Below are 24936 nucleotides of genomic sequence, written 5' to 3' on the forward strand. Positions count from 1 at the left end.
AAGACGTAAGATGCGAAAAGCAGCCATGGACAGAAACTACCTGGCGTCAGTCCTTGCGGGGAGCGGGCTTTCGTAATTTTGCCCTGGTTATTGGGGCCAGTGAGGGTAAAGAATCTCAATGGGTTCGAGTTGAACTTAGCGATGGGAAAATACATGGGCATCCCATATCACTCGATGAATTCCGAAGGCTAACAACACCATGAACATTGATTTCTTAGGAAAAAAAGGGAATGTTGTTTTTAATGACTTTTCCCTGAAGCAAAGCATCCCTCTTAATGAACAGCGAGATGAACTTAAGGAAGATATGCTCCAGGTTGAATATCCAGGTGGGTATCTTTTGGATGTTGGGTGGCGACCATCTTTTGATATAAATGGGAAGTTTTATATTTGTTTAATAAAGGATTTTGATTGGGATATTCCCATTTATAATGGCTCTGCGAAAGATATTGTCTCATTATTATTTGAAATTAACCAAGCTATAAATAAACTTTAAAAAAGCTGGGAGGAAAATTAAATCTTCCCGGCTTTTTATTATTTAATTCTCGTTTAGCACACTAAACGCCCCATCACACATTCCTACAACAGGATTAACTCCACAAATCTCATTTCCCATTGTCTACACTTACTCCTGTAAACCGTTCAGGAGCAGTAATGGATCACCAACTATTAGATGACAGCCCCCTTATCCGCATTTTTGCTTTGCATGCGTTACACAATCTCAAAGAGCGAGGCTTAACGCGCGGGGCGCTTCTCGATTATCACAGCCGCTATAAACTCGTCTTTCTGGCTCATTCCCAGCCTGAGTACCGCAAACTTGGCCCGTTTGTGGCTGATATTCACCGGTGGCAAAATCTGGATGACTATTACAACGAATATCGCCAACGCGTAATTGTTTTGCTTTCTCACCCCGCCAACCCGCGCGATCACACCAACGTTTTGATGCACGTTCAGGGTTATTTTCGCCCGTACCTTGATTCTACAGAACGCCAGCAACTGGCTGCGCTTATCGACAGTTATCGCCGTGGCGAGCAGCCTCTTCTTGCGCCGCTGATGCGTATCAAACACTATATGGCGCTTTATCCTAACGCCTGGCTTTCAGGGCAGCGTTATTTCGAACTTTGGCCGCGTATTTTTAACTTGCGCTATGCAGGAGTTTTATGACCACCCATCTGGTCTGGTTCCGCCAGGATTTACGTCTGCACGATAATCTGGCGCTGGCGGCTGCCTGTCGCAATCCGTCTGCACGCGTGCTGGCGCTGTATATTGCTACACCTCGTCAGTGGGCGACGCATAATATGTCGCCGCGTCAGGCTGAATTTATCAATGCTCAACTTAATACACTGCAAATCATGTTGGCGGAAAAAGGCATTCCCTTGTTGTTTCATGAAGTGGATGATTTTGCCGCCAGCGTTGAAATGGTTAAACAGGTGTGTGAGGAAAACCGCGTAACCCATCTGTTTTATAACTATCAGTACGAGGTGAACGAGCGAGCGCGGGATGCCCTAGTTGAGAAAACGTTGCATAACGTGGTGTGTGAAGGATTTGACGACAGCGTGATCCTGCCACCGGGCGCGGTGATGACCGGCAATCATGAGATGTACAAAGTTTTTACTCCGTTTAAAAATGCCTGGCTGAAACGGCTGCGGGAAGGGATACCGGAGTGCGTCGCTGCACCAAAAGTTCGTAGTAGCGGATCGATAGCGCCCCCGTCATCCATTACGCTGAATTATCCCTGTCTGTCTTTCGACGCAGCGCATTTTCCGGTGGAAGAAAAAACGGCGATTGCACAATTACGCCAGTTTTGCCAGAGCGGTGCCGGAGAGTATGAGCAACAAAGAAATTTTCCGGCAGTGGAAGGCACCAGCCGTTTGTCCGCCAGCCTGGCCACGGGAGGATTATCGCCTCGTCAGTGTTTGCATCGCCTGCTGGCAGAGCAACCGCAGGCACTGGAGGGCGGGGCGGGTAGCGTCTGGCTTAATGAGCTGATCTGGCGCGAGTTCTACCGCCATCTGATGACGTATCACCCCTCGCTGTGTAAACATCGCCCGTTTATTGCCTGGACCGATCGCGTCCAGTGGCAGAGTAACCCCGCGCATTTAAAGGCCTGGCAGGGAGGCAAGACCGGCTATCCGATTGTTGATGCTGCCATGCGCCAGCTTAATGGCACTGGCTGGATGCATAACCGTCTGCGGATGATTACTGCCAGTTTTCTGGTGAAAGATTTGTTGATCGACTGGCGCGAAGGCGAGCGATATTTTATGTCGCAACTGATTGATGGTGATTTGGCTGCCAATAACGGCGGCTGGCAATGGGCGGCTTCTACCGGAACTGATGCCGCGCCGTATTTCCGTATCTTTAACCCGACAACTCAGGGCGAGAAATTTGACCGCGAAGGTGAGTTTATCCGCCAGTGGTTACCGGAACTGCGCGATGTGCCGGGGAAATTGGTGCATGAGCCGTGGAAATGGGCGGAGAAAGCAGGCGTGAAGCTGGATTATCCGCAACCGATTGTTGATCACAAAGAAGCGAGAGTACGAACGTTGGCAGCGTATGAGGCTGCGAGGAAGTGGAAATAACAGACGCGTCAGGCAATCGTGCCCGGATGCCGGATGCCGGATGCCGGATGCCGGATGCCGGATGCGGCGTGAACGCCTTATCCGGCCTACTAAATAGTGCAAAATCAATATATTGCAGGGGACTCCAGGCCTGATAAGACGCGTCAGCGTCGCATCAGGCACCGGTGTTGACTTATTAAGACTCCAGCGCCAGCGCACGGTTTCTGAACTTAAGCGCCTGGTACAGCCAAATCATCAGTACCAGCCCCACACAAGCCAGCGCACCCCAGGTGATTTGATCGAACACTTCAATATATGCATTGATGGAGTAGTTGATCGCCCCGGAAGCATCAAACGAAGCTTGCGATGTCTGATCGGCAATGACCCCTGCCAGATAGTTGGCAATCGCGCCAGAAAGCAGCATATAAATGCCGGTTAATACACCGGTCACGCCGGGGATTTCAATGCGTGTAATTTGCGACATGGCAACCGGGTCGATAAACAGTTCGGCAAAGCCCATCACCGCCAGCCCCAGCACCATCAGTGGCAGAGAAGAGTGACCATACATTGCAGACCAGCGGGCACTTAAGGCCAGAATGCAGAATCCGGCACTCATCAGGCCGAGGCCAAGTGCAAATTTCCCCCAGATGCGCACGGTACGATTACCCGCGACACTCTCTTTTACGACCCACGCCAGGAACACACCGCACAGCATCACGGCAAAGGCATTAATCGACTGGAACATGGCGGTCGGAACGGTGTAACCAAAAATATCGCGGTTAACGAAACGGTCGATATAAAGGCTGATTGAACTGCCGCCCTGCTGTGCAAAGGCCCAGAACAACATGCTGAAGAAGGTAAGAGTGACAATCAGCCCCAGCTCTTTACGCTGTTTCTGGTTTTCTGCTTTGCGATAAATTTTTGCCAGCACGCCAAGACCAATGATAGTGGCGACAATTAAGGCGTAAACCGACCACTCTTTCCAGAACAATACGGTAATCAGTGCAGGCGTTGCGACCAGCAGAACCAGCAGCCATCCCCAGTTTGGCAGGAGAACGTTTTTCGCACACAGCACCTCTTTGTTAACGCCGCGGGTATGAGCGAAATGACGATTGCCACATAAGAAGATAACCAGCCCGGCGATCATCCCAACCGCAGCCAGGCCAAAGCCCATTGCCCAACTGTACTCTTGCTGGGCATAACCGCAGGCGATAGGTGCGATAATAGAACCCACGTTACCCGCCGCATACATCAGCGAGAAACCGCCATCACGACGTGGATCGGTTGGCTCGTAGAGTTCACCTAGCAGGCAACTGACGTTAGATTTAAACAGGCCATAGCCGCAGACGATAATCGCCAGCGAGAGATAAAGGAATGTCGGGTGGATTTCGCTGGCACCCAGCACCAGATGCCCGATCGCCATCAACAACGCCCCCAACATCACTGCCATGCGGTTGCCGAGAACCTTATCCGCGAGGAAACCGCCAAGGATCGGCGTGACATACACCAGCGAACAGTAGGCGCTGAATAACGCGTAAGCGTGAGTATCGTTGTATTTCAGTTGGTTAGTGAGATAGAGAATCAGCAGGGCACGCATGCCGTAGAAGCTAAAATATTCCCAGATTTGTAGCGCGACAACGTAGTAGATAGCGCGCGGCTGTGATGCGTGTTTATTCATAATAATTCCGCGGTTGGATACGACACCACGTAATAGTTGCGTGGCGTGCGTGTGTTTCTTTAAAGTTAAAACCTTGAAACAGATCTGATTATTTATGCAATATGCTGTCTGTTTGCATAAATATACATGAACTATGGCGTGGCGAGATAAACAATTTGCGTCTTTTGGCGGTGTGTTTGTTTCTTAATATGTCAAAAGATTGGCTATCGACGAACAGGCGAGGTAACGCTATGTTAACGGTGTAGCTATCAGAATACAGAAGGCGCGAAGATGAAAAACACCGAACTGGAACAACTGATTAACGAGAAACTGAACAGCGCGGCGATAAGTGATTACGCGCCGAATGGCTTGCAAGTGGAAGGCCAGGAGACGGTGCAAAAAATTGTTACCGGCGTCACCGCCAGCCAGGCGCTGCTCGATGAAGCTGTGCGTCTTGAGGCTGATGCGGTGATCGTGCATCACGGCTACTTCTGGAAAGGCGAATCGCCGGTGATTCGCGGCATGAAGCGTAACCGTTTGAAAACCTTGCTGGCGAATGACATCAACCTGTATGGCTGGCATCTGCCGTTGGATGCGCATCCGGAACTGGGCAATAACGCGCAGTTAGCGGCATTGTTGGGGATTACGGTAATGGGTGAGATCGAACCACTTGTGCCGTGGGGTGAACTGACGATGCCGGTGCCGGGGCTGGAACTTGCCTCGTGGATTGAAGCGCGTCTGGGACGCAAGCCGTTGTGGTGTGGCGACAACGGCCCGGAGGTGGTACAGCGCGTCGCCTGGTGCACGGGGGGCGGGCAAAGTTTTATCGATAGCGCCGCGCGTTTTGGCGTGGATGCTTTTATTACTGGCGAAGTTTCTGAACAAACCATTCATTCTGCCCGCGAGCAGGGATTGCATTTTTATGCTGCGGGGCACCATGCTACTGAACGCGGTGGTATTCGCGCGTTAAGCGAGTGGTTGAATGAAAATACCGATCTTGATGTGACCTTTATTGATATTCCTAATCCTGCATAACGAATAATCAGAGGGATCGAAAGTGCAACGAGCGCGTTGTTATCTGTTAGGCGAAACGGCGGTAGTGCTGGAGCTGGAGCCGCCAGTGACGTTGGCAAGCCAGAAACGTATCTGGCGACTGGCCCAGCGTCTGGTGGATATGCCGAATGTGGTTGAAGCCATTCCCGGCATGAACAATATCACGGTGATTTTACGTAATCCGGAGTCGCTGGCGCTGGATGCTATAGAGCGTTTGCAACGCTGGTGGGAGGAGAGTGAGGCACTGGAGCCAGAGTCACGCTTTATCGAAATCCCGGTGGTTTATGGTGGCGCAGGCGGGCCGGATTTGTCGGTGGTTGCGGCGCATTGTGGGTTGAGCGAAAAACAGGTTGTTGAATTGCACTCCTCCGTGGAATACGTGGTCTGGTTTTTAGGTTTTCAACCGGGCTTCCCGTATCTCGGGAGTTTGCCGGAACAACTAAACACGCCACGACGCGCAGAACCGCGCTTGCTTGTTCCGGCGGGGTCTGTCGGGATCGGTGGATCGCAAACGGGTGTTTATCCGGTGGCAACGCCGGGCGGTTGGCAGTTGATTGGTCATACCTCGCTCAGTTTGTTTGACCCGACCCGTGACGAGCCTATCTTATTACGTCCTGGAGACAGCGTGCGCTTTGTGCCGCAGAAGGAGGGAGTATGCTGAAGATTATTCGCGCGGGGATGTACACCACTGTTCAGGATGGCGGTCGTCACGGCTTTCGCCAGTCGGGTATCAGCCACTGTGGAGCGCTGGATTTGCCTGCGCTGCGCATTGCTAACCTGCTGGTGGGTAATGATGCTAACGCTCCGGCACTGGAAATCACGCTCGGTCAGTTAACGGTTGAATTTGAACGCGACGGCTGGTTTGCCCTGACAGGCGCGGGTTGCGAAGCTCGGTTGGATGATAACGCCGTCTGGACGGGCTGGCGTTTGCCGATGAAAGCAGGTCAGCGTTTAACGCTTAAACGCCCACAACATGGTGTACGCAGCTATCTGGCCGTGGCGGGCGGTATTGATGTTCCGCCAGTGATGGGATCATGCAGTACCGATCTCAAAGTAGGGATTGGCGGGCTGGAAGGGCGCTTACTGAAGGATGGAGACCGACTCCCCATCGGCAAAGCGAAGCGTGATTTTATGGAAGCGCAAGGCGTTAAACAGTTGCTGTGGGGTAACCGGATTCGCGCCTTACCGGGGCCGGAATACCATGAGTTCGATCGCGCCTCGCAGGATGCATTCTGGCGTTCGCCCTGGCAGCTTAGCCCGCAAAGTAACCGGATGGGCTATCGCTTACAGGGGCAAATCTTAAAGCGTAATACATCCCGCGAGTTGTTATCTCACGGCTTGCTGCCGGGCGTGGTGCAGGTGCCGCATAACGGTCAGCCGATTGTGTTGATGAATGATGCACAGACGACCGGCGGTTATCCGCGCATTGCCTGTATCATTGAGGCCGATATGTACCATCTGGCGCAAATTCCACTCGGACAGCCGATTCATTTTGTCCAGTGTTCACTGGAAGAGGCACTAAAAGCGCGGCAGGATCAGCAACGTTATTTCGAACAATTAGCGTGGCGGCTGCACAATGAAAATTGACCTGAACGCCGATCTGGGTGAAGGCTGCGCCAGTGACGCTGAGCTATTAACGCTGGTTTCCTCAGTCAATATTGCCTGTGGATTTCATGCAGGCGACGCGCAAACTATGCAGGCTTGCGTGCGTGAAGCAATAAAAAATAGTGTAGCGATTGGCGCGCACCCGAGTTTCCCCGACAGGGAAAACTTTGGACGCAGCGCCATGCAACTGCCGCCGGAAACGGTTTACGCCCAGACGTTGTATCAGATTGGCGCGCTGGCGGCGATTGCCCGTGGTGAAGGTGGTGTGATGCGTCACGTCAAACCCCATGGCATGCTGTACAACCAGGCGGCGAGAGACGCACAACTGGCAGACGCCATCGCCAGAGCGGTTTACGCTTGCGATCCGGCATTGATTCTCGTTGGACTGGCAGGAAGCGAACTGATTCGTGCAGGCAAGCGATATGGCCTGACAACGCGTGAGGAAGTGTTTGCCGATCGTGGATATCAGGCTGACGGCTCGCTGGTGTCGCGAAGCCAGCCAGGCGCGTTGATTGAAGATGAAGAACAGGCGTTGGGGCAAACGCTGGAGATGGTGCAACACGGCAGAGTGAAGAGTATCACTGGCGAATGGGCGACGGTAACAGTACAGACAGTCTGTTTGCATGGCGACGGTGAGCATGCACTGGCATTCGCCCGCCGGCTACGATCTGCATTTGCCGAAAAAGGGATTATGGTTGCAGCATAATCCCGTTGAATAAAGAACGAAAAAAGGAAATCACCATGCCTGAAGGCCCGGAGATCCGCCGTGCAGCGGATAACCTGGAGGCGGCGATCAAAGGCAAACCACTGACCGATGTCTGGTTTGCCTTCCCGCAGTTAAAAACTTATCAATCACAACTTATTGGTCAACACGTCACCCATGTGGAAACGCGCGGAAAAGCGTTGCTGACCCATTTTTCCGGCGGGTTAACGCTTTATAGCCATAACCAACTCTACGGTGTCTGGCGAGTGGTTGATACCGGCGAAGAGCCGCAGACCACGCGGGTGTTGCGGGTAAAACTGCAAACGGCCGACAAAACCATTCTGCTTTATAGCGCCTCGGATATTGAGATGTTGACGCCGGGACAATTGACTACGCATCCGTTCTTACAACGGGTCGGCCCCGATGTGCTCGACCCGAATCTGACGCCGGAAGGGGTGAAAGAACGGTTATTGTCGCTGCGCTTTCGTAACCGTCAGTTCGCCGGATTACTGCTCGACCAGGCGTTTCTGGCGGGGCTGGGCAACTATCTGCGGGTGGAGATCCTTTGGCAGGTTGGGTTGACCGGAAATCATAAAGCGAAAGAACTTAACGCGACACAACTGGATGCGCTGTCGCACGCGCTACTGGATATCCCGCGCCTCTCGTACAAAACGCGTGGTCAGGTTGATGAGAATAAACATCACGGGGCGCTGTTCAGCTTTAAGGTTTTTCATCGTGATGGTGAGAAGTGCGAACGGTGTGGCAGCATCATTGAGAAAACCACGCTATCTTCGCGCCCGTTTTACTGGTGCCCTGGCTGCCAGCACTAGGCAGAACGTTTCGGCGCATAGGTTGAAATAAACCGCGCAATGGCTGGCCCCGTCAGCAAAATACTGAACAGGCGCAGGGTTTGCATCGCCATGATGAGCGCCATATCGGCATTGCTCCCTGCGGCGATGACCGCTACCGTATCAAGCCCGCCAGGGCTGGTGGCGAGGTAGGCGGTCATAAAATCAATATGCATAAACCGGGTCAGCCCCCACGCCATACCGGCACAAATAGCCAGCAGTGCAAAAATCGACAACAGGATTTGCGGCAGTGGGCGTAATGCCCGCAGTAAGATTTGCTTATCGAAACCCAGCCCAATCCGCCAGCCAATCGCCATATATGCTATCGCCAGCAGCCATTCCGGTAACTCAATCGTGATGAACTCGCCAGACTGGAGCACCGCACCCGCCAGCATCGGGATGAGCATCGTGCCGGAAGGAAGACGCAACAGGCATCCCGCCGTGCCAGCAATGACCGCGAGCAAGACGGTAAACAGGAGATTTATGCTGACGGGCGGGAACCAGACTATTTGCTGATTCATCGCTTCAGCGTTATCGCCCAGCATCATTCGCGCTACCAGAACCGCCGCGCCCGCGACAAACAGAACTCGCAGATACTGCATAAACGCCACCAGGCGAATATCTGCGCCGTAATCTTGTGCCATAGCAACCATTGCCGCCGCACCACCAGGCGAGGAGCCCCAGGCACCGGTATTTCCGGGCAGTGAGCTATAGCGCACCAATAACCAGCCCACGATGGCGCTGGAAAGCAACGTTACCAGCAAAATAGTTAACACAATCGGCCAGTTAACGGCCAGAGTGGTGAGAATAGAACCGGTGAGGTTTTGCGCAATCATGCAGCCAAGAATGGCTTGCGCGGCGAGAAAAGCGGAGCGGGGGAGTTGCAGGGTCACTCCGCGCATACTGAAGATGATCCCGGCGAGCATCGGTCCGAGCAATAGCGCCGCCGGGAGATGTACCGCGAGGAAGCCAATAGAAAGGAGAAGTGACAACACACATAACATTCCCCACTGCAAGACTGGCATCCTTCGTATCCTCGTTATTTTATCTTTGGTGTATCGATACAGCATAAAGAAAGCCGGACCTGGAAAAAATAACGGCAATCAAGGAAAAGGGGAAAATCAGCAATTATCTGAATAAGATGCCCTGTACTGGCAAAGGGCATTAGTCTCATCAGTTGTAGTTAATTTTAAAAAGCACCACCGTGTCGAATGGCCCAGCCTCGATGGGAGTGCCTGGCGTGGACGAAAGTTCAGCCGTATAGTTTTTTTCGTAGATCAACATGTCGCTGGTGAAATCGGCATACTCGCTGTATTTGTTGAAGGTGTAGGGCGAGTCGTTTTCATCCAGTAACCGCAGCTTAAGTCCGTTGCCAATGAGTAATGCTTTATCGTCTTCAACTAACGTTTCTTCTGTATAAAACGAGGAGCTAACCTTAAATCCGTCGGTGCATTGATCATTTTGTGATTTGGTCGTTTTAATACCGAACGTTTTTGTCATGTTATGCCGCCGGATATCCAGCACATTAAATTTACCGAAATCAATCACCTGATTGGCTGGGGTAATAGAAAAATTCACGCTGCAATCCAGCACGCGAATGTTTTCCAGACCGATAATATGATATTTCAGGTTTCTGGCGGTGGGATCTTCGTTAACACTGCCCGCGCCATCAAATTGCACCACGATGTAGTCGCTGAGAGTACTTTGATAATCATGAGGCGGCATGGTGCGGACTTTGACGTAAAGTCGCATACGTGCAATAAAAGTCCGTGATTTATGAATATTTGTCGGCTCACCGGAGCAAAGTTTGTTTTGCCAGCCCATCGCAATGATCTGTTCCGGGGTGTAAATATCAATTTTCTTACTATCGATACACTGATTCGTGTCGATGCGGCTTTGCCCCAGACTGGCGTCATAGTCCACACCTTCATAGGTTACGCCTAATTGATAATAGGGGTCCTGCACGCCTGGGTACGGGTTTACCCAAGCAAAAACATGCTCACTCTCAAAGTTGCCGTTAGTATTGTTGTCGCAATAGACGGGAATTCTAATATCATCAGACTCCCAGATTTTATCGCCGGGTTTGGCATTACCCGGTACAGCAAACGGCTGAATATTTTCTGATTTTTCTACCTGACCACCCGATGCACCAAAATAACAGTCCAGCGCCAGCGCAGACCTCAGCGGCAGAAATAGCAGACAAATAACAAGTAATAATCCTTTGCCAGCACTCATTTCTTCGCCTCCACTGGCTGTAAACGACACGGCCCGTTACAGTCCAGGGTGGTCATTCGCAATGCGCCGTAATCATCCATGTAGCCGAGGTAAAATTGACTGCCGTTATAGCTTCCCGTATGAGTGGTTACCGAGCCGAAAGGTGCGACCATAGTGGTTTTGAAACCGGGGAGTACCCCTTTTTCATTTTGCCCCAGGTAGGCGATAGTCAGATAATAGGCGGTAGGATTTTTCAGTGTCAGTTGGTTGCTCTGTTGGCTAACCTGTAACTGCAGCTCTACATGTTCACCTGTTTTCTTGCGTAACGTTGCAGGTCGCCAGAACAATTTGATACGACTTTGGATAGCGATCTGAAGTACCGCATGATCGCTGCTTTTATCCGGGGCTGGAGGAATTTCGCGCATGTTATAGTAGAACAGCGTTTCGCGATCGCCGGGCAATTTTGGAGTTGATGCTTGTTTTACAATCCGCACTTGCGATGTTGCTTTCGGTTCCAGACGTTGAATCGGTGGCAGGGCGACCAGAAGATCGTCGCTTTTCTCCCCTTTTTCATTTTCTATCCAGGAATAAGCAAGATAAGGCAGTTTGTCACTCTGGTTTTCTATTCGCAGGCTGGTGGCTTTATCATTGGCGTTAAACACAATGCGTGTGCGATCAGGTTGCACTGCAGCGTAGCTACCCAGGCTGACGGTTAACAGAATCAGTGGCAGTCCTTTAATAAATGTCATTCGCTTTTCCTTAATTAATGACAAGGTAAAATCAGGCGTTTTGTTGTGTCTTCCAGACGTTCTGGTAGATGAATAATGCAACTTTGTTTGTCACCCCAGATCACGGTAAATTGTTGATTTTCAGCAACACCGCTTAACCAGGCATGACCTTCTTCGCCAACCATACCCACGCTGATACCGCTGTCATCCTGCCGGATATCGGCACCGAGAGGTGGGAAATGGCCGTTGGCGGTGCGAATGATGGTGTTAACGTCTTTACCGGAACGGGATGCCAGCGATTTGTAACCAATCGCGCCTTCAATCCACGTTTCTTTGATGACATTTTCTGCTACCGTCACGCCGTCAGGTAAATCATTCATGTTGACTGCCACGGTGGACGGCTGGTAACTGGAAATTAGCGGTATCACGGCGATACCAAAATGATTGGTATAATCGAGTTGGCCCTGAACCGGGATATCTGCCACACCATCGGTGCTGATCATCAACCGTGGTTCATTGGTGGAGCTGCGGCGATGGAACGCTGCACCATATTGGGTTGCGGTGAAAGAACCGCTCCAGCTAGTGCTGACAGAGCTGTAATCATTGGCGGCATAGGTGCCAGAAAGATCCCATTCGCCCGCCGAACTCAGATGTTGATAGTTGCCGCTCAACTGTGCGCCATCATCCGGGCGATCGGATTGCATTCCTGCAGACATGCCCCAGCTATTACGTTCATCCAGCGTATCATTCAATGACATGCGGTGTGTGGTGCTGCTGCTACTGTTTTGCATGTCATAACCGATTCGACCACCGTTACCAATGGGTAATGAAATCGACAAGTAAATCTGGTTGTCGCGATCTTTGTCTTCGTAGTGGGTCGTATTGAACGACGTTGAGATTGAGATATCTTTCCAGTCACCAATATCAACATTAAAGCCCGCCGTGATGTTGGCAGTCGTGGAGGCATCTGCGTTCCACCAGGTCTGATGTAAGAGGTTGGCGTACAGGTTGAGATTCAGCGGGATAATTGGTTGGCCTACGGATAAGCTGATTGTCTGTTTTTCATCTTGCGCATCGTTGTCGTTGTATTTGTGATCCAGATAGTTGGCGTAGCTGTGAAAATGACGATCTGAGAAGCGATAAGCGGCGAGCGAAATCGTGCTGTTTGTGGCATCTACTTGTTTGCTGTAATTAAAGCGATAGCTTAAGCCCCGCTCGTCCTGCTGGTTGTCAAAATGGCTACTGGCCCAGGTGACATCAAACGATAGCGCGCCAAGCCAGAGCATATTTTGCCCGATACCCAATGCGGCAGAATGGTAGTCATCACCAGAAATCAGCAGGCCGCCGTACAGCGAGGTGTTTGAGAGCATACCCCAGGAAACTTCATTGCTAAAAAAGGTTTCATTTTCAGTTTGATGTGACATGGAGGGTCGTGGCTGGCCTGCGGCCAGTTTATAGCGAGCCTGCCCCTGGCGCGTCAGGAAGGGCGTTGATGCTGCCGACACCTGGAAATTATTCACACGACCATCTTCCTCTGTCACTTTAACATCTAACGTACCCTGGACGGACTGATTAAGGTCATCAATGATAAACGGGCCTGGCGGGACTTTTTTCTGGTAAATAACGCGGCCTGATTGACTGATAGTCACCGTGGCATTGGTTTGTGCTATACCGCTAATTTGTGGGGCGTAGCCGCGCAGTTCCCACGGTAACATCCGATCGTCACTCGCCAGTGCCGCGCCGGTATAAGAAAAGCCATCGAAAATATTGGAACTGAAATCCGTTTCACCGAGGGTTAATTTTGAACCTAATTGCTGTAATGGGCGAAAAAGATAAGTGCGTGATATTTCGCCTGACTGTTCATGGTTATCATCGCTATCGGTCTGATTCAACTGGTAATCACTGCGTAAGCGCCATGCCCCTGCGTTAATTCCGACTGTTCCGTAGGCGTTCAGGTTAGTGCTGCTGCTGCCATCCTGTGGGCGGTAGCTGCTGGCAAACAGGTTGTAATCCATCAGGATCCCGGCGACACCTTCTTTCCATGTGGAGGGTGGCATCCAGTTTTCTGAATGCCACGCCAGCCAGGCTTGCGGAATAGTGATATTCAGTTGCTGATTGGCCTGATCAAAATTGAAGAGCATTTCAGGTCGGGAGCTAAAATCGACGCACTGATTTATCAGTGGTAACGACTGACGGACTTCAGGTTTTAAGCCAAATTTATCGACCAGTAATTCATTGATGCACGGAATGGTTTTGTCACCATTTTTTTGCCAGTTAATTTTTTGCCCATTACTGATTTGGTTATTATTTGCTGCAATGCTAACAAAATATTCACCGGGAACAATGACACCTTTTTCCTTTAATAATGAAATATCAATGCGGTCGCGCATTGATTTATCGAGGACATTCAGGTTGAATTCGACCGCCACTGCGGAAGGCATCGCCATGACCAGGCAGGATACAAAAGAGAGTCGATAAATATTCACGGTGTCCATACCTGATAAATATTTGAAGAAAGGCGGCGATGACGCCGCCAAAATAATACTTATTTATAATCCAGCACGTAGGTCGCGTTAGCCGTAACTGCGCCTGGAGTTACTGGTGTAACCTGATCAATTTGTTCCATCCAGGCAAAGAAATTCAGCGTTTGCTCGCTGGACGTCGGTGCCAGGTCGATGTCCGGAGAAGCTGTGCCTAAAATGATATTACTTTGATCCTTATTCATTAAACGCACACCGACACCGGTGGCTTCTCCAGTGCTGGTATTGTTGAGTATCGGGTCTGCACCGGTGGTTTTCGCTGAGCTGTCAAAGGTGACCGCGACTTTAGAAATCTTGCCACCGGAACCGTTATTAGAGTTTTCCAGATCGCAATTGACTAAGCGTAGGTCGACAGCAACGACATCGCTGTGATGTGACTGATTAATGTGGCTGGTGGTCACCTGGCCGAGTTCAACTTCTTTATCGATATCATCCTGATGGATTTCACACGGTGCTTCAATAACTTCACCTTTAAAGTGAATTTCACCGGAACCTTCATCAGCAGCATGAACAGGTGCTGTGAACAACAGAGATACAGCCAGTGCAGCTAATGTTTTTTGTCCTTTAAACATAACTGAGTCCTTTAAATAAAGAGATAGAGTATTGCGTGACAAGAATATCTGAGCTGGCAATTGAATATGTTTTGTTTTATTTAACAATATTAAAAATCTTGTTATGTAATGGGGCCATTAATTGATTGTGTAAATTTATTGTTTTATGTGATAAAGGTAGGGCGCATTTGGATATGCATAATTTTCATTGGGTTAATGATGCTACCGACGGGGAAGTATAAAGTTAAACTTATCATTCTGCTCAGAATATGAGTTATCACATTTTTTAACCCTATTTATGGATATTTGTACTCGATTTAATTTTTACAGTTTTTTGTGTTTAGGCATATAAAAATTAACCCGCCATATAGAGGACGGGTTAAAAGAATTTACTGCGCAGTAATCAAAGACTAGCGTTTGATATCGCTTTTAAAATCGCGTTTTTCGTAACCAGTATACAGTTGGCGTGGACGGGCGATTTTCATGCCTTCGTTATGCATTTCGCTCCAGTGAGCAATCCAGCCGACAGTACGCGCCATGGCGAAGATCACGGTGAACATAGAAGACGGAATACCCATCGCTTTCAGAATGATACCGGAGTAGAAATCTACGTTCGGGTACAGTTTCTTCTCGATAAAGTACGGGTCATTCAGCGCGATGTTTTCCAGCTCCATAGCCACTTCCAGCAGCTCATCTTTGCTGCCCAGCTCTTTCAGCACTTCGTGGCAGGTTTCACGCATTACTGTGGCGCGTGGGTCGTAGTTTTTATACACGCGGTGACCGAAGCCCATCAGGCGGAAAGAGTCATTTTTATCTTTCGCACGACGCATAAATTCCGGAATGTGTTTCACCGAGCTGATTTCTTCCAGCATTTTCAGCGCAGCTTCGTTAGCACCACCGTGAGCCGGCCCCCACAGAGAGGCGATACCTGCTGCGATACAGGCGAACGGGTTCGCACCCGAAGAGCCAGCGGTACGCACGGTAGAGGTCGACGCGTTCTGTTCATGGTCTGCGTGCAGGATCAGAATACGATCCATCGCGCGTTCCAGAATCGGATTGACTTCATACGGTTCGCACGGTGTGGAGAACATCATGTGCAGGAAGTTACCGGCGTAGGAGAGGTCATTGCGTGGGTAAACAAATGGCTGACCAATGGAATACTTGTAGCACATTGCTGCCATGGTCGGCATTTTCGACAGCAGACGGAACGCCGCGATTTCACGATGACGTGGATTGTTAACATCCAGTGAGTCGTGATAAAACGCCGCCAGTGCGCCGGTAATACCGCACATGACCGCCATCGGATGAGAGTCGCGGCGGAAGGCGTGGAACAGACGAGTAATCTGTTCGTGGATCATGGTATGGCGGGTAACCGTAGTTTTAAATTCGTCATACTGTTTCTGGGTCGGTTTTTCACCATTCAGCAGAATGTAACAGACTTCCAGGTAGTTAGAATCGGTCGCCAGTTGATCGATCGGGAAACCGCGGTGCAACAAAATACCTTCATCACCATCAATAAAAGTAATTTTAGATTCGCAGGATGCGGTTGAAGTGAAGCCTGGGTCAAAGGTGAATACACCTTTTGAGCCGAGAGTACGGATATCAATAACATCTTGACCCAGTGTGCCTTTCAGCACATCCAGTTCAACAGCTGTATCCCCGTTGAGGGTGAGTTTTGCTTTTGTATCAGCCATTTAAGGTCTCCTTAGCGCCTTATTGCGTAAGACTGCCGGAACTTAAATTTGCCTTCGCACATCAACCTGGCTTTACCCGATTGTTATTTGGCTCGCCGCTCTGCGAAAGAGGGGAAAACCTGGGTACAGAGCTCTGGGCGCTTGCAGGTAAAGTATTCATTGATGACGAATAAACGGCGAATCAAGCACTTAGCAATCCGAATTATTAAACCTGTCTATCACTAATAACTGTCCTGGATGGATTGGTCAATACTTCCACACTGTTACATAAGTTAATCTTAGGTGAAATAGTGACCCCATAACTTTTACGCATTATATGCTTTTCCTGATGATGTTTGTAACAACTTTGTTGAATGATTGTCAAACTAGATGATTAAAAATTAAATAAATGTTTTTATCGTGACTCAGATCACTGTTCTGGATAAAACCAGACAAACCATATGTAGGTTAATTGTAATGATTTTGTGAACGGCCTATACTGCCGCCAGGTCTCCGGAACACCCTGCAATCCCGAGCCACCCAGCGTTGTAACGTGTCGTTTTCGCATCTGGAAGCAGTGTTTTGCATGACGCGCAGTTATAGAAAGGACGCTGTCTGACCCGCAAGCAGACCGGAGGAAGGAAATCCCGACGTCTCCAGGTAACAGAAAGTTATCCTCTGTACCCGTAGTCCCCAGGGAATAATAAGAACAGCATGTGGGCGTTATTCATGATAAGAAATGTGAAAAAACAAAGACCTGTTAATCTGGACCTACAGACCATCCGGTTCCCCATCACGGCGATAGCGTCCATTCTTCATCGCGTTTCCGGTGTGATCACGTTTGTTGCAGTGGGCATCCTGCTGTGGCTTCTGGGTTCCAGTCTCTCTTCCCCCGAAGGTTTCGAACAAGCTTCCGCCATTATGGGCAGCTTCGTCGTCAAATTTATCATGTGGGGCATCCTTACCGCTCTGGCATATCACGTCGTCGTAGGTATTCGCCACATGATGATGGATTTTGGCTATCTGGAAGAAACATTCGAAGCGGGTAAACGCTCCGCCAAAATCTCCTTTGTTATCACTGTCGTGCTTTCACTTCTCGCAGGAGTCCTCGTATGGTAAGCAACGCCTCCGCATTAGGACGCAATGGCGTACATGATTTCATCCTCGTTCGCGCCACCGCTATCGTCCTGACGCTCTACATCATTTATATGGTTGGTTTTTTCGCTACCAGTAGCGAGCTGACATATGAAGTCTGGAGCGGTTTCTTTGCCTCTGCGTTCACCAAAGTGTTTACCCTGCTGGCGCTGTTTTCCATCTTGATTCATGCCTGGATCGGCATGTGGCAGGTGTTGACCGACTACGTTAAACCGCTGGCCTTGCGTCTGATGCTGCAACTGGTAATTGTTGTTGCGCTGGTGGTTTACGTGATTTATGGATTCGTTGTGGTGTGGGGTGTGTGATGAAATTGCCAGTCAGAGAATTTGATGCAGTTGTGATTGGTGCCGGTGGCGCAGGTATGCGCGCGGCGCTGCAAATTTCCCAGAGCGGCCAGACCTGTGCGCTGCTTTCCAAAGTCTTCCCGACCCGTTCCCATACTGTTTCTGCGCAAGGCGGCATTACCGTTGCGCTGGGTAATACCCATGAAGATAACTGGGAATGGCATATGTACGACACCGTCAAAGGGTCGGACTATATCGGTGACCAGGACGCGATTGAATATATGTGTAAAACCGGGCCGGAAGCGATTCTGGAACTGGAACATATGGGCCTGCCGTTCTCGCGCCTTGATGATGGTCGTATTTATCAGCGTCCATTTGGCGGTCAGTCGAAAAACTTCGGCGGTGAGCAGGCGGCACGTACTGCGGCGGCGGCTGACCGTACCGGTCATGCACTGTTGCACACTCTTTATCAGCAGAACCTGAAAAACCACACCACCATTTTCTCCGAGTGGTATGCGCTGGATCTGGTGAAAAACCAGGATGGCGCGGTGGTCGGTTGTACCGCACTGTGCATCGAAACCGGTGAAGTGGTTTACTTCAAAGCCCGCGCAACGGTGCTGGCGACTGGCGGGGCAGGGCGTATTTATCAGTCCACCACCAACGCCCACATTAATACCGGCGACGGCGTTGGCATGGCTATCCGTGCTGGCGTACCAGTGCAGGATATGGAAATGTGGCAGTTCCACCCGACCGGCATTGCGGGTGCGGGTGTGCTGGTGACTGAAGGTTGTCGTGGTGAAGGCGGTTATCTGCTGAACAAACATGGCGAACGCTTTATGGAGCGTTATGCACCGAACGCCAAAGACCTGGCGGGGCGTGATGTGGTGGCGCGTTCCATCATGATCGAAATCCGTGAAGGTCGCGGCTGTGATGGTCCGTGGGGGCCACACGCAAAACTGAAACTCGACCACCTGGGTAAAGAAGTTCTTGAATCCCGTCTGCCGGGTATCCTTGAACTCTCCCGAACCTTTGCTCACGTCGATCCGGTGAAAGAACCGATTCCGGTTATCCCAACCTGCCACTACATGATGGGCGGTATTCCGACCAAAGTGACTGGTCAGGCGCTGACCGTGAACGAGAAAGGCGAAGATGTGGTGATTCCAGGGCTGTTTGCGGTGGGCGAAATTGCCTGTGTATCGGTACACGGCGCTAACCGTCTTGGCGGTAACTCTCTGCTGGATCTGGTGGTATTTGGACGAGCGGCGGGTCTGCATCTGCAAGAATCTATCAGTGAACAGGGTGCACTGCGCGATGCCAGCGAGTCTGATGTTGAAGCCTCTCTGGAACGCATGAATCGCTGGAACAACAACCGTAACGGTGAAGATCCGGTGGCGATTCGCAAAGCACTGCAAGAATGTATGCAGCATAACTTCTCGGTATTCCGGGAAGGTGATGCGATGGCGAAAGGCCTTGAGCAGTTGAAAGTGATCCGCGAGCGGCTGAAAAATGCTCGTCTGGATGACACCTCCAGTGAGTTCAACACTCAGCGCGTTGAGTGCCTGGAACTGGATAACCTGATGGAAACGGCTTATGCAACGGCTGTTTCTGCTAATTTCCGTACCGAAAGCCGTGGCGCGCATAGCCGCTTCGACTTCCCGGATCGTGATGATGAAAACTGGCTGTGCCACTCCCTGTATCTGCCAGAGTCGGAATCCATGACGCGACGTAGCGTCAACATGGAACCGAAACTGCGCCCGGCATTCCCGCCGAAGATTCGTACTTACTAATGCGGAGACAGGAAAATGAGACTCGAGTTTTCAATTTATCGCTATAACCCGGATGTTGATGATGCTCCGCGTATGCAGGATTACACCCTGGAAGCGGAAGAAGGTCGCGACATGATGCTGCTGGATGCGCTTATTCAGCTCAAAGAGAAAGATCCCAGCCTGTCGTTCCGTCGCTCCTGCCGTGAAGGGGTGTGCGGTTCTGACGGTCTGAACATGAACGGCAAAAATGGTCTGGCTTGTATAACCCCAATTTCGGCACTCAACCAGCCGGGCAAGAAGATTGTGATTCGCCCGCTGCCTGGTTTACCGGTGATCCGCGATTTGGTGGTAGACATGGGACAATTCTATGCCCAATATGAGAAAATTAAGCCTTACTTGTTGAATAATGGACAAAATCTACCAGCTCGTGAGCATTTACAAATGCCAGAGCAACGTGAAAAACTCGACGGGCTGTATGAATGTATTCTCTGCGCATGTTGTTCAACCTCTTGTCCGTCTTTCTGGTGGAACCCCGATAAGTTTATCGGTCCGGCAGGCTTGTTAGCGGCGTATCGTTTCCTTATCGATAGCCGTGATACCGAGACTGACAGCCGCCTTGACGGTTTGAGCGATGCATTCAGTGTATTCCGCTGTCACAGCATCATGAACTGCGTCAGTGTCTGTCCAAAAGGGCTGAACCCGACGCGCGCCATCGGCCATATCAAGTCGATGTTGTTGCAACGCAATGCGTAAACCTCAGGCCTGATAAGATGCGCAAGCGTCGCATCAGGCAACCAGAGCCGGATGCGGCGTGAACGCCTTATCCGGCCTACAAAAGAAATGCAGGAAATCTTTAAAAACTGCCCCTGACACTAAGACAGTTTTTAAAGGTTCCTTAGCGGACGCAGAAAATACGACAAGTCCGCAACAAGTGAACCCCGGCACGCACATCATTGTGCGTGGTAGTATCCACGGCGAAAATACTCGTCATATTTCACGTTGCATGTGCGTTGGTTGCGCTTGCTTACCCCGGTCACTTACTGAGTGTAAGCTCCCGGGGATTCACAAGCTGACCAACTTCCTGAAACGTGAACTATTTAGAGTATTAAGTAAGCATAAAAAAGATGCTTAAGGGATCACGATGCAGAACAGCGCTTTGAAAGCCTGGTTGGACTCTTCTTACCTCTCTGGCGCAAACCAGAGCTGGATAGAACAGCTCTATGAAGACTTCTTAACCGATCCTGACTCGGTTGACGCTAACTGGCGTTCGACGTTCCAGCAGTTACCTGGTACGGGAGTCAAACCGGATCAATTCCACTCTCAAACGCGTGAATATTTCCGCCGCCTGGCGAAAGATGCTTCACGTTACTCTTCAACGATCTCCGACCCTGACACCAATGTGAAGCAGGTTAAAGTCCTGCAGCTCATTAACGCATACCGCTTCCGTGGTCACCAACATGCGAATCTCGATCCGCTGGGACTGTGGCAGCAAGATAAAGTGGCCGATCTGGATCCGTTTTTCCACGATCTGACCGAAGCAGACTTCCAGGAGACCTTCAACGTCGGTTCATTTGCCAGCGGCAAAGAAACCATGAAACTCGGCGAGCTGCTGGAAGCTCTCAAGCAAACCTACTGCGGCCCGATTGGCGCCGAGTATATGCACATTACCAGCACCGAAGAAAAACGCTGGATCCAACAGCGTATCGAGTCTGGTCGCGCGACGTTCAATAGCGAAGAGAAAAAACGCTTCTTAAGCGAACTGACCGCCGCTGAAGGCCTTGAACGTTACCTCGGCGCAAAATTCCCTGGCGCAAAACGCTTCTCGCTGGAAGGCGGTGACGCGTTAATCCCGATGCTTAAAGAGATGATCCGCCACGCTGGCAACAGCGGCACCCGTGAAGTGGTTCTCGGGATGGCGCACCGTGGTCGTCTGAACGTGCTGGTGAACGTGCTGGGTAAAAAACCGCAAGACTTGTTCGACGAGTTTGCCGGTAAGCATAAAGAACACCTCGGCACGGGCGACGTGAAATACCACATGGGCTTCTCGTCTGACTTCCAGACCGATGGCGGCCTGGTACACCTGGCGCTGGCGTTTAACCCGTCTCACCTTGAGATTGTAAGCCCGGTGGTTATCGGTTCTGTTCGTGCCCGTCTGGACAGACTTGATGAGCCGAGCAGCAACAAAGTGCTGCCAATCACCATCCACGGTGATGCCGCAGTGACCGGACAGGGCGTAGTTCAGGAAACCCTGAACATGTCAAAAGCGCGTGGTTATGAAGTTGGCGGTACGGTGCGTATCGTTATCAACAACCAGGTGGGCTTCACTACCTCTAACCCGCTGGATGCCCGTTCTACGCCGTACTGTACTGATATTGGTAAGATGGTACAGGCACCGATTTTCCACGTTAATGCGGATGATCCGGAAGCGGTTGCCTTTGTTACCCGTCTGGCGCTCGATTTCCGTAACACCTTCAAACGTGATGTTTTCATCGACCTGGTATGCTACCGCCGTCACGGCCACAACGAAGCCGACGAGCCGAGTGCAACCCAGCCGCTGATGTATCAGAAAATCAAAAAACATCCGACGCCGCGCAAAATCTACGCGGACAAGCTGGAGCAGGAAAAAGTGGCGACGCTGGAAGATGCCACCGAGATGGTTAACCTGTACCGCGATGCGCTGGATGCGGGCGATTGCGTAGTGGCTGAGTGGCGTCCGATGAACATGCACTCTTTCACCTGGTCGCCGTATCTCAACCACGAATGGGATGAAGAATACCCGAACAAGGTTGAGATGAAGCGTTTGCAGGAACTGGCAAAACGTATCAGCACGGTGCCAGAAGCCATTGAGATGCAGTCTCGCGTTGCCAAGATTTATGGTGATCGCCAGGCGATGGCGGCCGGTGAAAAACTGTTTGACTGGGGCGGCGCGGAAAACCTTGCTTACGCCACGCTGGTTGATGAAGGTATTCCGGTTCGTCTGTCTGGTGAAGACTCCGGTCGCGGAACCTTCTTCCACCGTCACGCAGTGATTCACAACCAGTCCAACGGCTCCACTTATACGCCGCTGCAACATATTCATAACGGTCAGGGCGCGTTCCGCGTCTGGGACTCCGTACTGTCTGAAGAAGCAGTGCTGGCATTTGAATACGGTTATGCCACCGCAGAACCGCGGACGTTGACCATCTGGGAAGCACAGTTCGGTGACTTTGCCAACGGTGCCCAGGTCGTTATTGACCAGTTCATCTCCTCCGGCGAACAGAAATGGGGCCGTATGTGTGGTCTGGTGATGCTGCTGCCGCACGGTTACGAAGGGCAGGGGCCGGAGCACTCCTCCGCGCGTCTGGAACGTTATCTGCAACTTTGCGCCGAGCAAAACATGCAGGTTTGCGTACCGTCTACTCCGGCACAGGTTTACCACATGCTGCGTCGCCAGGCGCTGCGCGGGATGCGTCGTCCGCTGGTGGTCATGTCACCGAAATCGCTGCTGCGTCATCCGCTGGCGGTTTCCAGCCTCGAAGAACTGGCGAACGGCACCTTCCTGCCAGCCATCGGTGAAATCGACGAGCTTGATCCGAAGGGCGTGAAGCGCGTAGTGATGTGTTCTGGTAAGGTTTATTACGACCTGCTTGAACAACGCCGTAAGAACAATCAACAAGATGTCGCCATCGTGCGTATCGAGCAACTCTACCCGTTCCCGCATAAAGCGATGCAGGAAGTGTTGCAGCAGTTTGCTCACGTCAAGGATTTTGTCTGGTGCCAGGAAGAGCCGCTCAACCAGGGCGCATGGTACTGCAGCCAGCATCATTTCCGTGAAGTGATTCCGTTTGGGGCTTCTCTGCGTTATGCAGGCCGCCCGGCCTCCGCCTCTCCGGCGGTAGGATATATGTCCGTTCACCAGAAACAGCAACAAGATCTGGTTAATGACGCGCTGAACGTCGAATAAATAAAGGATACAAAATGAGTAGCGTAGATATTCTGGTCCCTGACCTGCCTGAATCCGTAGCTGATGCCACCGTCGCAACCTGGCATAAAAAACCCGGCGACGCAGTCGTACGTGATGAAGTGCTGGTGGAAATCGAAACTGACAAAGTGGTACTGGAAGTACCGGCATCAGCAGACGGCATTCTGGATGCGGTTCTGGAAGATGAAGGTACAACCGTAACGTCTCGTCAGATCCTCGGCCGCCTGCGTGAAGGCAATAGCGCGGGTAAAGAAACCCGCGCTAAATCTGAAGAGAAAGCGTCCACGCCTGCGCAACGTCAGCAGGCGTCTCTGGAAGAGCAAAACAACGACGCGTTAAGCCCGGCGATCCGTCGCCTGCTGGCTGAACACAACCTCGATGCCAGCGCTATTAAAGGCACCGGTGTTGGCGGTCGTCTGACCCGTGAAGATGTGGAAAAACATCTGGCGAAAGCCCCGGCGAAAGATGCAACTCCGGCAGCAACTGCTCCGGCGGCTCAACCAGCACTGGCTGCTCGTAGCGAAAAACGTGTACCGATGACTCGTCTGCGTAAGCGCGTGGCAGAGCGTCTGTTGGAAGCGAAAAACTCCACCGCTATGCTGACCACGTTCAACGAAGTCAACATGAAGCCGATTATGGATCTGCGTAAGCAGTACGGTGAAGCGTTTGAAAAACGCCACGGCATCCGTCTGGGCTTTATGTCCTTCTATGTGAAAGCGGTTGTTGAAGCGCTGAAACGTTACCCGGAAGTGAACGCATCTATTGATGGCGATGATGTGGTTTACCACAACTATTTCGACGTTAGCATGGCAGTTTCTACGCCGCGCGGTCTGGTAACGCCGGTTCTGCGTGATGTCGATACCCTCGGCATGGCTGACATTGAGAAGAAAATCAAAGAGCTGGCTGTGAAAGGCCGTGACGGCAAGCTGACGGTTGAAGATCTGACCGGTGGTAACTTTACCATCACCAACGGTGGTGTGTTCGGTTCCCTGATGTCTACGCCTATCATCAACCCGCCGCAGAGCGCAATTCTGGGCATGCACGCTATTAAAGATCGTCCGATGGCGGTGAATGGTCAGGTTGAGATCCTGCCGATGATGTACCTGGCGCTGTCCTACGATCACCGCCTGATCGATGGTCGCGAATCCGTGGGTTTCCTGGTGACAATCAAAGAGTTGCTGGAAGATCCGACGCGTCTGCTGCTGGACGTGTAGTAGTTTAAGCCTCACCTGCACTGTAGACTGGATAAGGCGTTATCGCCGCATCCGATGAATGATGCCTGATGCGATGCTTAACGCGTCTTATCAGGCCTACGGGTGACTCCGATGCAGGTCGGATAAGGCGCTCGCGCCGCATCCGACAAGCGATGCCTGATGCGACGCTTAACGCGTCTTATCAGGCCTACGGGTGACTCCGATGTAGGTCGGATAAGGCGCTCGCGCCGCATCCGACAAGCGATGCCTGATGCGACGCTGACGCGTCTTATCAGGCCTACGGGTGACTCCGATGCAGGTCGGATAAGGCGCTCGCGCCGCATCCGACAAGCGATGCCTGATGCGACGCTTAACGCGTCTTATCAGGCCTACGGGTGACTCCGATGTAGGTCGGATAAGGCGCTCGCGCCGCATCCGACAAGCGATGCC

Annotated in this window: 23 protein-coding genes; 15 read left to right on the forward strand and 8 right to left on the reverse strand. The window is 51.3% G+C overall.

The annotated features are described in order from the left end of the window. The 4 genes from BEA93_RS25825 to phrB all read left to right on the forward strand — a co-directional run. On the forward strand, positions 1-76 hold a 76-nt coding region (locus BEA93_RS25825; protein ID WP_225374967.1), incomplete at its 5' end, for a hypothetical protein. Between the two features lie 123 nt (positions 77-199). Next, the gene (locus BEA93_RS22305) at positions 200-493 is read left to right on the forward strand and encodes a hypothetical protein (protein WP_016248474.1); all 294 of its coding nucleotides are present in this window, start codon (positions 200-202) and stop codon (positions 491-493) included. A gap of 158 nt (positions 494-651) precedes the next feature. Further along, positions 652-1161, forward strand: coding sequence for a YbgA family protein (locus BEA93_RS22310; protein ID WP_000350026.1), 510 nt, complete (start codon positions 652-654; stop codon positions 1159-1161). Beyond that, the gene (gene phrB / locus BEA93_RS22315; protein ID WP_105225070.1) at positions 1158-2576 is read left to right on the forward strand and encodes a deoxyribodipyrimidine photo-lyase; all 1419 of its coding nucleotides are present in this window, start codon (positions 1158-1160) and stop codon (positions 2574-2576) included. Before BEA93_RS22310 ends, phrB begins: the two co-directional genes overlap by 4 nt. Before the next feature lie 175 nt (positions 2577-2751). Here phrB and dtpD read toward each other — a convergent pair whose 3' ends face one another. Then, positions 2752-4233: a dipeptide permease DtpD gene (gene dtpD / locus BEA93_RS22320; RefSeq protein ID WP_001032669.1), complete on the reverse strand. Its 1482-nt coding sequence runs from the start codon at positions 4231-4233 to the stop codon at positions 2752-2754. A gap of 270 nt (positions 4234-4503) precedes the next feature. Between dtpD and ybgI the strand changes: the two genes are divergently transcribed. Genes ybgI through nei form a run of 5 tightly spaced genes read left to right on the forward strand, consistent with a single transcriptional unit; the run spans position 4504 to position 8403 of the window. Beyond that, positions 4504-5247 (forward strand): radiation resistance protein YbgI, encoded by a 744-nt coding sequence (ybgI, locus tag BEA93_RS22325; RefSeq protein ID WP_000798885.1) that lies wholly within the window; start codon positions 4504-4506, stop codon positions 5245-5247. Positions 5248-5269: 22 nt separating this feature from the next. Beyond that, a complete protein-coding gene (pxpB, locus tag BEA93_RS22330) occupies positions 5270-5926 on the forward strand; it encodes a 5-oxoprolinase subunit PxpB (RefSeq protein WP_001188383.1) in 657 nt (218 codons plus the stop codon). Then, positions 5920-6852, forward strand: a complete 933-nt coding sequence (gene pxpC / locus BEA93_RS22335; protein WP_001515990.1) for a 5-oxoprolinase subunit PxpC — start codon at positions 5920-5922, stop codon at positions 6850-6852. Before pxpB ends, pxpC begins: the two co-directional genes overlap by 7 nt. Next, entirely contained in the window at positions 6842-7576 is a 735-nt protein-coding gene (gene pxpA / locus BEA93_RS22340; RefSeq protein WP_016242609.1) for a 5-oxoprolinase subunit PxpA, read from the forward strand. The genes pxpC and pxpA overlap by 11 nt, the downstream gene beginning before the upstream one ends. Before the next feature lie 35 nt (positions 7577-7611). Continuing rightward, positions 7612-8403 (forward strand): endonuclease VIII, encoded by a 792-nt coding sequence (nei, locus tag BEA93_RS22345; protein WP_016248477.1) that lies wholly within the window; start codon positions 7612-7614, stop codon positions 8401-8403. Here the strand turns inward: nei and BEA93_RS22350 are convergent. From BEA93_RS22350 to BEA93_RS25140, 7 genes are all read right to left on the reverse strand, one after another. After that, entirely contained in the window at positions 8400-9446 is a 1047-nt protein-coding gene (locus BEA93_RS22350) for an AbrB family transcriptional regulator (RefSeq protein WP_061090947.1), read from the reverse strand. The genes nei and BEA93_RS22350 overlap by 4 nt on opposite strands. A gap of 148 nt (positions 9447-9594) precedes the next feature. Then, positions 9595-10656, reverse strand: a complete 1062-nt coding sequence (locus tag BEA93_RS22355; RefSeq protein ID WP_001272413.1) for a fimbrial protein — start codon at positions 10654-10656, stop codon at positions 9595-9597. Beyond that, complete coding sequence (locus tag BEA93_RS22360) at positions 10653-11384, reverse strand: fimbrial biogenesis chaperone (protein WP_001515994.1); 732 nt, start codon at positions 11382-11384, stop codon at positions 10653-10655. The genes BEA93_RS22355 and BEA93_RS22360 overlap by 4 nt, the downstream gene beginning before the upstream one ends. 14 nt (positions 11385-11398) lie before the next feature. After that, positions 11399-13858 carry a fimbria/pilus outer membrane usher protein gene (locus BEA93_RS22365; RefSeq protein ID WP_172954577.1) on the reverse strand — a complete coding sequence of 820 codons (2460 nt, stop codon included), beginning with the start codon at positions 13856-13858 and terminating at the stop codon, positions 11399-11401. A gap of 50 nt (positions 13859-13908) precedes the next feature. Next, positions 13909-14475 (reverse strand): fimbrial protein, encoded by a 567-nt coding sequence (locus BEA93_RS22370; protein WP_000472404.1) that lies wholly within the window; start codon positions 14473-14475, stop codon positions 13909-13911. Positions 14476-14864: 389 nt separating this feature from the next. Then, on the reverse strand, positions 14865-16148 hold the full coding sequence (gene gltA / locus BEA93_RS22375; protein WP_000785838.1) for a citrate synthase: 1284 nt from the start codon (positions 16146-16148) through the stop codon (positions 14865-14867). Positions 16149-16353: 205 nt separating this feature from the next. Beyond that, positions 16354-16461, reverse strand: coding sequence for a hypothetical protein (locus BEA93_RS25140; protein ID WP_122983127.1), 108 nt, complete (start codon positions 16459-16461; stop codon positions 16354-16356). Positions 16462-16841: 380 nt separating this feature from the next. Here BEA93_RS25140 and sdhC point away from each other — a divergent pair, with 380 nt between their 5' ends. From sdhC to odhB, 6 genes are all read left to right on the forward strand, one after another. Beyond that, entirely contained in the window at positions 16842-17246 is a 405-nt protein-coding gene (gene sdhC / locus BEA93_RS22390) for a succinate dehydrogenase cytochrome b556 subunit (protein ID WP_172954578.1), read from the forward strand. Then, a complete protein-coding gene (sdhD, locus tag BEA93_RS22395; protein WP_016248480.1) occupies positions 17240-17587 on the forward strand; it encodes a succinate dehydrogenase membrane anchor subunit in 348 nt (115 codons plus the stop codon). Before sdhC ends, sdhD begins: the two co-directional genes overlap by 7 nt. Next, positions 17587-19353 carry a succinate dehydrogenase flavoprotein subunit gene (gene sdhA / locus BEA93_RS22400; RefSeq protein WP_000775533.1) on the forward strand — a complete coding sequence of 589 codons (1767 nt, stop codon included), beginning with the start codon at positions 17587-17589 and terminating at the stop codon, positions 19351-19353. Before sdhD ends, sdhA begins: the two co-directional genes overlap by 1 nt. Positions 19354-19368: 15 nt before the next feature. Continuing rightward, positions 19369-20085 (forward strand): succinate dehydrogenase iron-sulfur subunit SdhB, encoded by a 717-nt coding sequence (sdhB, locus tag BEA93_RS22405; protein ID WP_001235258.1) that lies wholly within the window; start codon positions 19369-19371, stop codon positions 20083-20085. A gap of 388 nt (positions 20086-20473) precedes the next feature. Further along, complete coding sequence (gene sucA / locus BEA93_RS22410) at positions 20474-23275, forward strand: 2-oxoglutarate dehydrogenase E1 component (protein WP_016248481.1); 2802 nt, start codon at positions 20474-20476, stop codon at positions 23273-23275. Between the two features lie 14 nt (positions 23276-23289). After that, positions 23290-24507, forward strand: coding sequence for a 2-oxoglutarate dehydrogenase complex dihydrolipoyllysine-residue succinyltransferase (odhB, locus tag BEA93_RS22415; protein WP_105225073.1), 1218 nt, complete (start codon positions 23290-23292; stop codon positions 24505-24507). Positions 24508-24936: the final 429 nt, after the last annotated feature.

Origin of the sequence: Escherichia sp. MOD1-EC5950, assembly GCF_002965345.1 — a bacterium.
GTDB classification, from domain to species: Bacteria; Pseudomonadota; Gammaproteobacteria; order Enterobacterales; family Enterobacteriaceae; genus Escherichia; species Escherichia marmotae.